The 13,068-nt window shown below is 64.2% G+C and carries 13 protein-coding genes; 7 read left to right on the top strand and 6 right to left on the bottom strand.

What is annotated here, in order from left to right; genetic code table 11:
• Positions 1–23 precede the first annotated feature (23 nt).
• Positions 24–1,202, bottom strand: a complete 1,179-nt coding sequence (locus WKW80_RS34640) for an LLM class flavin-dependent oxidoreductase (protein ID WP_340368104.1) — start codon at positions 1,200–1,202, stop codon at positions 24–26.
• 49 nt (positions 1,203–1,251) lie between these two features.
• Entirely contained in the window at positions 1,252–1,830 is a 579-nt protein-coding gene (locus WKW80_RS34635; protein WP_340368103.1) for an NAD(P)H-dependent oxidoreductase, read from the bottom strand.
• 330 nt (positions 1,831–2,160) lie between these two features.
• Between WKW80_RS34635 and WKW80_RS34630 the strand changes: the two genes are divergently transcribed.
• The 4 genes from WKW80_RS34630 to WKW80_RS34615 all read left to right on the top strand — a co-directional run bounded on the left by WKW80_RS34630 (position 2,161) and on the right by WKW80_RS34615 (position 6,538).
• On the top strand, positions 2,161–3,042 hold the full coding sequence (locus WKW80_RS34630; protein ID WP_340368102.1) for a LysR family transcriptional regulator: 882 nt from the start codon (positions 2,161–2,163) through the stop codon (positions 3,040–3,042).
• A gap of 218 nt (positions 3,043–3,260) precedes the next feature.
• Entirely contained in the window at positions 3,261–4,748 is a 1,488-nt protein-coding gene (locus WKW80_RS34625) for an aldehyde dehydrogenase family protein (RefSeq protein WP_340368101.1), read from the top strand.
• 31 nt (positions 4,749–4,779) lie between these two features.
• Complete coding sequence (locus WKW80_RS34620) at positions 4,780–5,925, top strand: CaiB/BaiF CoA transferase family protein (protein ID WP_340368100.1); 1,146 nt, start codon at positions 4,780–4,782, stop codon at positions 5,923–5,925.
• 313 nt (positions 5,926–6,238) lie between these two features.
• Positions 6,239–6,538: a hypothetical protein gene (locus tag WKW80_RS34615; protein WP_340368099.1), complete on the top strand. Its 300-nt coding sequence runs from the start codon at positions 6,239–6,241 to the stop codon at positions 6,536–6,538.
• A 156-nt stretch (positions 6,539–6,694) separates the two neighbouring features.
• Here WKW80_RS34615 and WKW80_RS34610 read toward each other — a convergent pair whose 3' ends face one another.
• Both WKW80_RS34610 and WKW80_RS34605 read right to left on the bottom strand, forming a co-directional pair.
• Entirely contained in the window at positions 6,695–7,942 is a 1,248-nt protein-coding gene (locus tag WKW80_RS34610; protein WP_340368098.1) for a bifunctional alpha/beta hydrolase/OsmC family protein, read from the bottom strand.
• Positions 7,942–8,364, bottom strand: coding sequence for an OsmC family protein (locus tag WKW80_RS34605; protein ID WP_340368097.1), 423 nt, complete (start codon positions 8,362–8,364; stop codon positions 7,942–7,944). Before WKW80_RS34605 ends, WKW80_RS34610 begins: the two co-directional genes overlap by 1 nt.
• Before the next feature lie 504 nt (positions 8,365–8,868).
• Here WKW80_RS34605 and WKW80_RS34600 point away from each other — a divergent pair.
• The 3 genes from WKW80_RS34600 (at position 8,869) to WKW80_RS34590 (ending at position 10,030) form a co-directional block, all read left to right on the top strand.
• On the top strand, positions 8,869–9,234 hold the full coding sequence (locus tag WKW80_RS34600; protein ID WP_340368122.1) for a DUF1428 domain-containing protein: 366 nt from the start codon (positions 8,869–8,871) through the stop codon (positions 9,232–9,234).
• 64 nt (positions 9,235–9,298) lie between these two features.
• Positions 9,299–9,649: a VOC family protein gene (locus tag WKW80_RS34595; protein WP_422823032.1), complete on the top strand. Its 351-nt coding sequence runs from the start codon at positions 9,299–9,301 to the stop codon at positions 9,647–9,649.
• A gap of 9 nt (positions 9,650–9,658) precedes the next feature.
• Entirely contained in the window at positions 9,659–10,030 is a 372-nt protein-coding gene (locus WKW80_RS34590; RefSeq protein WP_340368096.1) for a GFA family protein, read from the top strand.
• A gap of 173 nt (positions 10,031–10,203) precedes the next feature.
• On the opposite strand, the gene WKW80_RS34585 is transcribed toward WKW80_RS34590, so the two are convergent.
• Together WKW80_RS34585 and WKW80_RS34580 are read right to left on the bottom strand one after the other, a co-directional pair.
• Complete coding sequence (locus tag WKW80_RS34585) at positions 10,204–11,772, bottom strand: long-chain-fatty-acid--CoA ligase (RefSeq protein WP_340368095.1); 1,569 nt, start codon at positions 11,770–11,772, stop codon at positions 10,204–10,206.
• 148 nt (positions 11,773–11,920) lie between these two features.
• Entirely contained in the window at positions 11,921–12,379 is a 459-nt protein-coding gene (locus WKW80_RS34580) for a hypothetical protein (protein ID WP_340368094.1), read from the bottom strand.
• Positions 12,380–13,068 lie beyond the last annotated feature (689 nt).

Raw genomic sequence — 13,068 nt, 5'->3', positions numbered from 1 at the left:
GCGAAAGCGTGCGTCCCCCATGTTCAGGCGAGCGCTGGCTCGCGGGCGGGCTGCGCGGCCGCGGGCGCGGCGGCGGGCGCCTTGCGCAGGCCGGCCTGCACGAGCAGCGGCATCACCTTCTCGTTCCAGTACGGCAGTTCCTGGTTGTAGTCGACCATCGTGATCAGCGAACCATCGACACCGGTCTTCGACATTTCCAGCATCCGGTCGACGATTTGCTCGGGCGTGCCGACCAGCGGATAGCCGCCCCAGCCGGCAATGAAGTTGCGGCGGAACTTGTCCATGTAGTCGGGCGAGTACGAGCCGCTCTCGACGCCGAAGACCTTGCAGATGTTGTCCGCGGCTTCCCAGTCGCCCTTTTGGTTGACGTAGTAGTCGTAATACTCCTTGGCCTCTTTCTCGGTGTCGCGTGCGACGGCATAGCTGTAAGTGAAAGTGCCGATCTCGCGCTGGTACTTGTCCCAGGCCAGCTTCTTCATTTCCTTGACCCACGCGGTGGCCTTGTCGAGGCCTTCTTCCTCGATCACCGAGAAGTTGATGTCGCAGAACTTGGCGGCGAATTCCCTGCCCTTGCCCGAAGAGCCGGCGCTGATCAGCACGGGGCGCGGTTGCTGGGAGGGCTTGGGGTCCGCGAAGCCCTGCTTCACCGACAGGAACTGGCCTTCATAGTCGAACCATTGCTCGGTCCACAGCTTCTCGACGATCTCGACCCATTCGGTGGCGTACTCGTAGCGGGTGTCGTGCTCCATCATCTTGCGGCCGAACATTTCCATCTCGGGCGTGAACCAGCCGCACACCATGTTGATGCCGAATCGGCCTCTTGAAATCCGGTCGATGGTGGTGCCCATCTTGGCGGCGACGATGGGGTGGATGGTGGGCACGTGAGACGTGGCGAACAGGAAGATCTTTTTCGTCACCGCGGCCAGCGACGCGGCCCAGGTGTAGGTCTCCATGCAATTGCCGTTGAAGTTGCTCGGCCCGCCGAACCCGCGCCAGCGCGCGATCGGCACCATGCATTCCCAGCCCGCGGCTTCGAGGATTTCGGCGATCTCCTTGTTCTTCTCGAAGGTCGGCTCGAAGCTGGTCTCGGCCAGCGTCATCGCGCAGGCGTTCGAGCAGTTGGAGCCGAAGATGCCAAGCTTGAACTTGTTGTCGTTGAACATGGGGTTGCCGGCTTCGCGGAAGGCGTCGAGGTTGGTCATGGTGTGTCTCCTTGGTTGAAAAGAGGGGTGGAAAAGGGTGAGTGGGGAATCAGGACGTCGCGGGTTGCAGCAGTTGTGCGAGTTCGTCGACGGTGTGGTCGATGCGGGCCTGGAAGGACGGCACCAGGCGCTCGGGCGTTTCGAAATCCGGCTCCAGCGCATAGAGGCCGCGCGTCGCGACGCGGGCGTCGAAGAACAGGAACAGGGGCCGCAGGTGATAGTCGATCACCGACGCGTGCTGCGGGGCCTTGCCGGTTGCCGTGACGATGACCGGCTTGCGCGCCAGCGCGGTCATGTCGAACAGGTCGAACAGGTGCTTGAAGAGGCCGGTGTAGGCGCCCTTGTAGACGGCCGTGCCGACCACCAGGGCATCGGCTTTCTGGATGGCGCCGAGGATCAGTTCGACTTCGGGATGAGCCTTGGCACGCTCGGGTGTCTGGCCGAAGGACGGCCCTGCATCGAACAGGTCATACGCGACTGTCTTGCCCAAGCCGCGGGCGCTCGCCGCGTCCAGCACTGCTTGCACCAGCGTGCGGGTGCGGGAGGGGCGCGCGAGGTTGCCGCTGAAACCGACGATGCGCAACTCGCCCTTTGCCGCGGGTGCCTTCGCCGACTTCTCGAGTTCCATTTCGCATCTCCTTCAGGTGCGCCGCAAGGAACGATTTCCCGGTTCGGCATGGAGGCGAATGCTATGGAAGAGGCCGCAAAGCCTGTAGCTGATTCTGGGCAACCGGGCTTCACCAGAATTCAAACTCGATAGAAACCCTAGGCACGGCTTTGCGAGTTCCCCAGAGGAGGCTCAACCCGAGGGACCCCAATGTAACGATCTGTGTTCGTGGCGCGCATCGTGGCAATGCGGTCTTGACGAAATTGTTAGACCGACGCAGGGTCTGGGCTGGGTGCAAGAAGAACAACATCGCGACGGCATGGCGCCTTCGCGTCAACGGAGACCGGCGACATGCTCCCCGACATCGACTCCCTCGCGCTGTTCGTTCGCGCGGCCGAACTGCACAGCCTCAGCAAGGCGGCGGAAGCCTCGCATATCGGCGTGGCCGCGGCGAGCAGGCGCATCGCGCTCCTGGAGCATCGCTTCAAGACCACCTTGCTGGAGCGTTCACCGCGTGGCGTCGAACTCACCGCGGCAGGCGTCTCGCTGCTGGGACATGCCAAGACGCTGCTGGTGGATCTCAACCACATGCACGCGGACATGAGCGACCACGCGGCGGGCCGCAAGGGCGTGTTGCGCATCATCGCCAACACCTCCGCGATGACCGAACACCTTCCCGACGACCTGGCGACTTTCGCGCGGGCAAACCCGGATGTTCGGCTGGTGGTCGAGGAGCGATGGAGTCTCGAGGCGGTGAGCCTGCTGCTGGCGGGCGAGGCCGACATCGGCATCGTCGTGGAAGGCGGGCGCACCGAGGGGCTGGAGACTTTCGCGTACCGCACCGACCGCCTCGCGGTCATCGCACCGCAAGGTCATGCCCTGGTCCAACTCGAGCAAATGCGCTTCGAGGACGTTCTGGACCACGACCTCATCGCGCTCGAAAGCGGTGCCTCCATGATGCGCCTGCTCGCCGAGCAGGCGGTGGTGATGGAGAGGTCCCTGAGCCTGCGTGTGCAGGTGCGCAGCTTCGAGGCCGTGTGCCGCATGGTGCAGGCGGGTCTGGGCATCGGCCTGCTGCCGTTCCAGGCCGCCAAGGTGCTCGGCGAGAGCATGAACCTGGTCGTGCGCGCGCTCGCCGAGCCGTGGGCCGAGCGGCACATGCTGTTGTGCGTCAAGAAGGACCGGCCGCCGAGCCTGCCGCTGACGCTGCTGCTCGATCACCTGCGAGGCTGAAACAAACAGCTGTGACGCTTGCGACGTTCGCAACCGGGCGGTGGACGGGGGGACGGGAGGAAACCGGCATGACGCGGCGACCCTGCTCGAATTTCGACAAGGCCGCCTTGCCGAACTTCCGATGGACGCCCCGGCGGCGTGCTTCAAGAATCAGGCCATCCGCGGTTCGCGTTGAAGGCGCGACCGCTTGCCGAACATCACTGCCTGGAGACACCCACATGCTCACGTCGGAACGCGCCCTCTATCCCGCATCGCTGGCCCTGGCGGAATCCCTGCCGGTCTACGGCCACCTCATCGGCAACCGCTGGGTCTCGAGCGAGCTTGCCCCCCTTCCCGTCGTCGCGCCCGCCACCGGTGAACGCTTCGCCTGGCTGGCACGCGGCGGCGACGGCGAGATCGACGCCGCGGTCGCCGCAGCGCGTGCGGCGCTGGACGGCGAGTGGGGCCGCATGACCGCCGCCGATCGCGGCCGGCTCATGCTGCGCTTCGCCCAGAAGGTGCTGGACAACGTCGAGCGCCTGGCATGGATCGAGGCACACGACACCGGCAAGCCGATCTCCCAGGCACGCAATGACATGCGCGCGGTCGCGCGCTACTTCGAGTTCTATGGCGGCGCCGCTGACAAGGTCCACGGCGAGGTCATCCCCTACCTGAATGGCTACAACGTCACAGTGGTGCGCGAGCCGCTGGGTGTTACCGCGCACGTGACGCCGTGGAACTACCCGGCGCAGATGTTCGGCCGCACGCTGGCGCCGGCGCTGGCGATGGGCAACGCCACCGTGCTCAAGCCTGCCGAGGAGGCCTGTCTCGTGTGCCTCGAATTCGGGCAACTGGCGGTGGAGGTGGGCTTTCCGGCGGGCGCACTGAACATAGTGACCGGCCGCGGCGAAGAAGCCGGGGCGCCGCTGTCAAGGCATCCCGACATCAATTTCCTGTCGTTCACCGGCTCGCCGGAAGTCGGGCGGCTGATCCAGGAGGCCGCGGCCATCCATCATGTGCCGGTGGTGCTCGAGCTTGGCGGCAAGTCGCCGCAGGTGGTCTTTGCCGACGCCGACCTCGAAGCCGCCGCGGCCACCGTGTGCAAGGCCATCACCCAGAACACCGGCCAGACCTGCTCGGCCGGCAGCCGCGTGCTGGTGGAGCGGCCGATCTTCGGCAAGTTCATGGGCATGGTTGCGTCGAATTTCGAGAAGCTGCGCATCGGTCGCCCGGAGGACGACTCCGACCTCGGCCCCGTCATCAACCGGACGCAGCAAAAGCGCGTGCTCGACTTTATCGAGGGCGCCCGCCGGGACGGAGTTCCGCTGATTGCGCAGGCGAAGCCGGACGCGGCGTTGTCCAGCGGCTATTTCGTGCCGCCCACGGTGTTCGGCCCGGTCGCCTCGGACAACGCGATCGTCTGCCAGGAGATCTTCGGGCCGGTGCTGGCCGCACAGGAGTTCGACTCCGAGGATGAAGCCGTCGCGCTTGCCAACGGAACCGAGTTCGGCCTCGTGGCCGGTGTGTGGACACGCGATGGCGCGCGGCAGCAGCGCCTGGCCAAGCGCATTGTCTCGGGCCAGGTCTTCGTCAACTGCTACGGCGCTGGAGGGGGCGTGGAACTGCCCTTCGGCGGCACCAAGCGCAGCGGCCACGGTCGCGAGAAGGGCTTGATGGCGCTCGAGGAAGTGAGCACCACGAAGACAGTCGTGAACTACCACGGCTGATCGCGCGATCCGGATTCAAGAGGACATTGACATGGCGAGCAAACCATTGGAAGGGATCACCGTCCTGGCCCTGGAGCAGGCGGTTGCGGCACCGTATTGCAGCAGTCGCCTCGCCGACGCGGGCGCGCGGGTGATCAAGATCGAGCGTGCCGAAGGCGACTTCGCTCGCGGCTACGACAGCGCGGTGCATGGGGAGTCGTCGTACTTCGTGTGGATCAACCGCGGCAAGGAATCGATCGCGCTGGACCTGCGCAGCGAGGAGGATCGCGCGCAATTCTCCGCGATGGTGGCCAGTGCGGATGTGTTCATCCAGAATCTCGCGCCGGGAGCCACGACGCGACTGGGATTCGGCTCGTCGAAGCTGCGCGAACTGCATCCCCGCCTGATCACCTGCGACATCTCGGGCTACGGCGAGAGCGGGCCGCTGCACGAACTCAAGGCGTATGACCTGCTCGTGCAGGCCGAGAGCGGACTGGTCGCAGTCAGCGGCGCACCCGGCCCCTGGGGCCGAATCGGCGTGTCGATCTGCGACATCACCGCCGGCATGAACGCACTCATCGGCATCCAGCAGGCGCTGTTGCAGCGCGAACGCACGGGACGTGGCAGCGGCATCAAGGTCTCGCTGTTCGATTCGGCCGCGGAACTGATGACCGTGCCTTACCTGCAGGCGCGCTACGGCGCGGGTGCGCCGGACCGCGTCGGGCTCAAGCACCCGAGCATTGCGCCGTATGGCGCCTTCACCTGCTCGGACGGACGCGAGTTCGTGCTGTCGATCCAGAACGAACGCGAGTGGGCCAATTTCTGCGAGCGCGTGCTGCTGCGGCCCGACATTGCGAACGACGTGCGATTTGCGAGCAACACCGTGCGCACGAGCAACCGCGACGACCTGGAGACGCTGATTCGCGGTGTATTTGCCGGCCTCACCTACGCGCAGGCGGTAGACCGCCTCACCGAGGCGCAGACAGCGTATGGTGCGATCAACTCCGTGCACGACCTGATCCAGCATCCGCAATTGCGCACGCGGCCCATGAATGTGGGCGGGCTCGTGGCGCAGATTCCAGCCACGCCGTACGCGACGGAATGGGACGACGAAGAGTATGCACAAGCACCCGCCATCGACCAGCACGGCGACACCCTTCGCGACGAGTTCGAGGCGATGTCGGGATCGAGAATCTGAGGTCGCCATGACGGTTGCGCGCACGCCAGGGTGGTGACATCGCGAACGATGGCACCCCCCGAACAGCTTCAGCACCCCTGCGATGCGCTCGTAGCCGGCGCGCAGTGACTTCGACAACTCGTGCGGGGTCCGTGGGTGCGGTGCCTAGAAGCCGGCGCTACGAGCGCATGGCGGGCGCGCCATGGCCCCCTCCCTTGACTGGGTGCAGCACGGAGTGGATTCCAAAAGCTGAAGCGCGAGACGCGCTGTTTCGTGAATAAAACAGAACCCAGTCTGCGATTGCTGCAACTCAGTGGCAGACAAGGAGATCGACATGGAACACAACACTCGCCCCGTCAAAGTCATTCGTGCCGATCTGGCCCGCGCCAAAGATCTGCTTTCTGCCCTGGGCTTCGACACCGAGGGCACCATCCATGCGTTCACCCGCCGCCGCGTCATGCGCTTGACAGAGGAACTCCGCGCCGCGGAGGACGCTGCCATGCGCCTCGCAGAGAAGGTCGCATCGGAATGGATCTATCGCTATACCGGCGGCAAAGTCCTGGTGATCGACGAATGCAACCGCTCTTCAGGGGAACCCCTGATACGCCAAGGCGACATCGGGGAGCGCGCTTAGACGTACCGGGCCGGCCTCGAGGATCGCTCGATCATCTCGTCCTTCCCGAAACCGAAGTTCGAACGAAGGACCCATTCGAGCTCGCTGGACATCGTCACAGGAACGTAGAGCGTTTGGCCTTCATCGATGTTGGAATGCCATCGAGAGGCTCGCTTTCTATTCCATCGTCATGTCCTGCGCATGCCGACCGGCTGTCTCCACCCCAGCGAGGCCATGGATTTCACCGACACCCCGTGTGTTGACTCGCGCCCCTTTCACCAGTGATCGGTGTACGGGGCAGTGCTCGGCGATCTCAATCAGTCGCAAGCGCTGATCGTCCGTCAGATCGCCTTCCAGGGCGATCTCCCGCACGAATCCGTCGAGCGGCTCTTGCCCCTTTGTCTTGGCGTGGCCCACGCTCACCCGCACGCGGCGCAGCGGCCAACCTTTGTGGCGTGCGTACATGCGCACCGTCATGGCGGTGCAAGTGCCGAGCCCGGCGCACAGCAAGTCGTAGGGAGTCGGCCCTGAGCCCAGTCCACCCACATCGACCGGTTCATCCGCGAGAAAGTGGACGCCGCCCGCCGTCACCTCGACCTGGAAGTCGCCAACGCCGGTTTCTTCGACAACCACTTCCCCCGGTTGACTTGCGCTGCGAAGAGGTGGTTTGCCCACGTAGCGTGAGGCCCAGGCAGTGATGACCTCCGCCGCGTAGGCGGCATCCTCTGGCCGGGTGAGCAAGTGATTGGCATCGTCCAGGGACACAAAGCTCTTGGGGTGGCGCGCTGCCAGGAAGATCTGCGCTGCGTTGTCGATGTCCACCGTCTGATCCGTCGGTGCATGGAGCACGAGGAGCGCCCGCCGCAGTCCACCGATGCGCTCCGCCTGATCGTGCGCGCCGAGATCGTCAATGAAGGAGCGGCGCATCTTGAACGGGCGCCCGCCCAACTTCACATCGGCCTCGCCTTGCTCCATCAGCGTCCGCAGGTCGTCGCCAAACAACCGCTTGACGTGCTGAACGTCACAAGGGGCGCCGATGGTCGCCACCGCTTTGACGCCGGGAAGGTCGCCGGCGGCGGCCAATACCGCCGCTCCGCCGAGGCTGTGTCCTATGAGAAGCGCCGGCTCCATGCCGGCGTCCCGCATCGCGCGCGCCGCGGCGACCACGTCTTGCACGCTGCCGCTGAACGTGCTGTCGGCAAATTCACCTCCGCTCTGTCCCAGCCCGGTGAAGTCGAAACGCAGCACACCGATGCGCATGCCCGCGAGCGCACGACCGATCCGCACTGCGGCAAGGGATTCCTTGGTGCAGGTGAAGCAGTGGGCAAACAGCGCATAACTGTCCGGTGGGCCGTCGGGAAGATCCAGCTTTCCGACGAGGCGCGCCCCCTGCTCGCCTTGAAACTCGAATTGTTCATTGCGCATCATGCGACTCCAGGTTGCTTGAGCGTCGTCTTGATGCCGATGCCGCCCTTGAGCGTCAGGGTCGCCGGTGTCTTCTCGCTCACTTCGAGCAGCCGCGCCGTCTGCGCCGCATCCAGTTCGCCTTGCAGGGAAATGCTGCGGTCGATGTGAGACTGTGTGCCTTGACGCGTGAGCTTTGCCTCGACGTCGACCGCAGTGAGGTTCCACCCCTTGTGCTTCGCGTACATCCGCAAGGTAATGGCCGTGCAGGCCGCCAGGCCCGACAGCAGCAGCGAGAACGGACCGGGGCCGGCATGGGCGCCGCCGTGGCTCGGGGGCTCATCGGAAACAAGGTGGTGTCGGCCGGCTTGGAGATTGACGGCGTAGTCGACCTCTCCGAGGCTGGCATGCACGCGGGTCACGATGGGTTGCTCTTCGCTCATGTCGCCCAGCGTACGCGGGCGACTTGAACGCGTCAAACGGACCGCGCGAGGGCTCGCTGTGTCGGCGGAACACGGGCAAGAATCTTGTCCGACGAGCAACTCTTGGAGTGTCGTGTTGCCGAGACTGCTGATTGACGAACGCCGTTGCGACCTCGGTGGCTTCGAAGTCGGTCGGGTGCTCTCGCGCTCGAAATGCGGACCTTCTCTCAGCCGCCACCCCATACACATACCGGCCTCGTCCAGCCGCGCCCGCACGCTCTCGAGTTCCTGAAGTTGAACGTCCTCGGCCTTGCGCCGGGCCGTCTCCCCGCGTCTGGTCGGGTCATCATTCTTTCCTGGGCGCTCTGCGCCCGTACTCAGGCTGTTCCCGTGGCGCAGGCATCCGTTTTGCATCGCCGTCTCCTTGTGGGCAACTTCCTACGAGGCGTTTTGAGCGCGACTGACAGATTGCAACGGGGGAGCAGGGCGACAATTAAAAAGTCTTTGTTTGAGGAGCTTGATCGAATGGCTTACATAGACGGGTTCGTCATCGCAGTGCCAACGGCCGACAAGGCCAAGTTCATCGAGCACGCGAAAAAGGCTGACTCGGCCTTCATCGAGCACGGCGCGACTCGCGTTCTCGAGTGTTGGGGGGACGACGTCAAGGCCGGCAAGCAAACCGACTTTCAGCGCGCGGTCCAGGCGAAGGACGATGAGACTGTCGTCTTCTCCTGGATCGAATGGCCGGACAAAGCGACGCGCGATGTCGCGATGGAGAAGGTCATGAAGGACCCGCGCCTCGATCCCAAGACCAACCCGATGCCCTTCGACGGCATGCGAATGATCTTTGGCGGCTTCACGCCGGTCGTGGAGCTTGGCGGCGAGGGCTGAGCGGCCCTGCGACAACAAGGAGCGAAACGAATGGACAGCAATCCGGTCGGGTGGTTCGAGATCCGTGGCCGACCTGCCACGCGCCCGCAAGTTCTATGAAACGGTCCTCGGGGTCAAGCTTGAGAGCCTGCCAAACCCCGACAAGTCGATCGAGATCGAGATGTTGTCGTTCCCGATGAAAGAAGGTGGCATGGGCGCAGCAGGCGCGCTTGCCAAAATGAAGGATGGCCCCACAGGCGGTGGCACGAGCACGATCGTCTACTTCAGCTGCGACGACTGTGCCGTGGAGTCGAGCCGGGTCGTTGCCGCGGGCGGCGAGGTGATGAAGGAGAAGACCTCGATCGGCAACTACGGCTTTATCGCGCTCGCAATAGACACCGAGAAGAACGTCATCGGCTTGCACTCGCTCAAGTAGGCCGTTTCGATGACGATCGACGCGCGTTGCCATTGCGGGAAGAACGTCTTCTCGATCGACGGTGACCTGCCGGTCGAGGTCACCCGCTGCACCTGCACGATTTGCGCATCACGCGGGGCGCTCTATGCCTACTTCGAGCCGAAACAGTTCACGGTCGTGAAGAGCGACGCCGACGCTGTCTATCGCTGGAACACGAAGCAGGTCGCGCATCACTTCTGCGCCGAGTGCGGCTGCACGACCTATACCGACAGCCCCGCCTTCGAGCTCGACGGCAAATGGGATGGCAAGACACGTCGCATCGGCGCAAACGCCCGCCTTTTCAGGGACTTCGACGCGGCGACCGCGCCCGTCAAAGTGATCGACGGCAAGAACCTCTGGTGATTCGCGTCGCGATAGAGCGCTTCCTCGCCCAAACTTCACCTCAGCTACGGCACGTTCGTTCTTGATACGCGCTGAATTCGTTCAACGCGGCGCCGCTGAGCGACAGGAGTCAGTGCTGAGTTGCCCGATTGGCACGGCCCGACGATCTCCCACGGCCGGACCGACAGGGCGGCCTACACGACCTGGCGCTCGCGTCCCTCCCAGTAGGGCTTGCGAAGATCCTTCTTCAAGATTTTCCCGGTTGGATTGCGGGGCAGTGCGGTGACAACGTCGAAGGACTTTGGGCACTTGAACGACGCCAGTCGCTCGCGGCACCAGGCCAGCATCTGTTGCGTGTCGACGATGGTGCCAGGCGCCGCGACGACAACGGCCTTGGGGACCTCGCCCCATTTCTCGTCCGACACGCCGATCACTGCGACATCGTCGATGGACGGATGCTCGGCCAGCACCCGCTCTATCTCGGCAGGGTAAATGTTCTCGCCGCCGCTGATGATCATGTCCTTGATGCGATCGGTGACGTAGATGTAGCCGTCGGCATCCATGTGTCCGCCATCGCCGGAGCGCAGCCAGCCGTCCGGCGTAATCGCCGCCGCGGTGGCCTCCGGCTTGCCCCAATAGCCGCCCATGACCTGCTCGCTGCGAACCCAGATCTCCCCGGGCGCCCCCGTGGGAACGGGCTCTCCGCTGCCCGGGTCGCAGATCTTGATCTCGACGCCGCGGACTGGCGTGCCCGCCGACACGAGCCGGTGCGCCACTGCGGGGTCGGAGTGGTCCGCCGGTCCGAGCGTGCTCACCGCGCCGCTTTGCTCGGTCATGCCGTAGACCTGGCGCATCACACCGGGGAAGAGTGCCAGCGACGCACGCATCACCGGCAGCGGCATCGGCGAGGCACCGTAGGAAAGCGCCTTCAACGCAGAGTAGTCGCGTTCGGCGGCGCCGGGAATCTTGGTCATCGCGGCCAAGAGCGCGGGCACGAGGAACGTGTGCGTGATCCTCTCGGCCTCGAGCATCTCCAGCGCCGCCGCCGGGTCCGGCAGGCGCATCATCACGAGACGGGCGCCAACGCTGATCCCCAGCAGGGCAAAGCTGGTGCCGCCAACATGGAACAGCGGCATCGCAACCTGGACCCTCGCGTCAGGGCCAAGATCCATGTCGATCGCGGAATTGCGCGCGTGCGCCAGCATCCCGCGGTGGGTGAGCATCGTGCCCTTCGGAAATCCGGTCGTGCCTGAGGTGTACAACTGCACGAAGCAGTCGTCGGGGGTGGCACGATGGGCCTCGGCATCGGCATCGGCATCGGGCTCGTGCGCTGCCAGCCACGCTTCGTACTCATCGTCGGCGCCGCCAATGCGGATGACCCGCTCGACGGTCGGCAGTTCCTCTCGAAGCTTCTCGACGATACCCGCGAACTCCGGTCCGACAAAGAGAATGCGGGCGCGCGCGTCGTTGATCACGTAGACAATCTCAGGCGGGGCGAGTCGGAAGTTGACCACGGCATTAGCCGTGCCGACCTGCGCGCAGGCCAGCGTCAGCTCAAGGCACGACGGGTGGTTGAGGTCGAGCACAGCGATCCTGTCGCCGGGTATGAGTCCCGCCGCCCGCTGTGCGGCAGCGTTGCGTCGTACCCTCCCGGCCAACTCGGCCCAGGTCCAAGTCGAGCCGCCGAAGGCTATCGCGATGGCATCGGGTCGCTGCGCTTCCCAACTGGCGAGGATTGCCGTGCAGTCAGTCGGCGTGGACATGCGGTCTCCTGCGTCGAGTGCGGCGCGCAACCCGCGCCGGGTTACGCATCGTAATCATTCGGCGGCGCAGAGATAGCGGCAATATTACTGCGAGCAGAAGTCAACAATGACCGACGTCGTGCAGGCCGCCTCGTCTAGCCGCCTCTGTTCATTGCAGATAGTCGATGAACTGCGGGATCACCTCGCGCAGGAAGCGTATTTCCGCCGTGGGGATGCTGCGCGGCTCCAAGTCGAAATGGATGAAGGTGCCGTAGGGCCTGCCGCATTCTCGAGTCAGCAGCCGACCGTAGTACGACTCGACCATGCCGGCATAAGGTCGGTCCGTCAGGTGCGGATCTTTGGAGGCATGGCTGGTCACGAACTCGCCATGCTCGATCGCGTGCTGGCAGAAGCTCTTGCCCAAAGGCACCACCTTCAGCCAGGTGCGGTACTCGGAGTCGCGGTCGAACGCGTGCGCCGCGTGCATCACCTCGCCGTTCAATTTATAGATCGCCGTGAACCGATAGGGCGTCCTGTTGTTGAGCAGGGCCAGCGCAGCAACGATTCCGCGGCTCGCAAGAAGATTGCGTATGGCCGCCGCTGGCGCTGGCAAATCGACATCGAGCATGGGTACCTTTGTTGGGGCGTGGGCGCGAAGCTTACGAATTCTTACTACATTCTGGAACAGGTATTGACCCTCATCTTGTCAGCGCAAACCATGGGGGCCCGCAAGAGTCTCGAGGCTATGCTCCTCGGGAGCCTTCGCACGCCCGGACCGGATTGGCCGATCAGGCCGCGATTGACCCGCGTCCGCTCTTCGCCGCTGAATACGATTTGCTTCGAACCAAGGCCTCCGCTTTTTCAAGGTAGGCGACCTCCATACGGAGTTGTCGAAGCTCGTCCATTACTTCCTGCCTGATGCGGGCACTGTCCTTGCGGTTCACTCGGGTCTCGCCCGACATCCGCTTGTTTTCTTCGGCGTGGTCCTGGCGGCATTGAAATCAGTCCTTCAAGTCCGTCTTTTGCATACGCGCGTGCCCATCTGCCGGTCACGTCGAAACGTGGATCGCCGCAGCCTGACTCGAGTCCGAGACGAAGGGCTCTCGTGTCCCTGTCTCGCCCCCTCAAAGTGGGCTGCGGCGAACAGTAGACAGTTCGGCCGCCTTGGATGCGACGTTAGCCGTGACGTGTCGCCAGTAACCAACAAAAGCGTTCGAGATTGTCGTGATTCGGAGTAAACACCTTGCCTGTGTCTCGTGCAAGAGCGTCTACTTCCCGAATGGACGGTGGTGGTCCTGCGCGCAGAGTCTTACAAAT

It is taken from the genome of Variovorax humicola, from assembly GCF_037889915.1.
GTDB classification, from domain to species: Bacteria; Pseudomonadota; Gammaproteobacteria; order Burkholderiales; family Burkholderiaceae_C; genus Variovorax; species Variovorax humicola.
The sequence above is the reverse complement of the archived record's forward strand: the minus strand, read 5'-3'. Positions and strand labels throughout refer to the sequence as shown.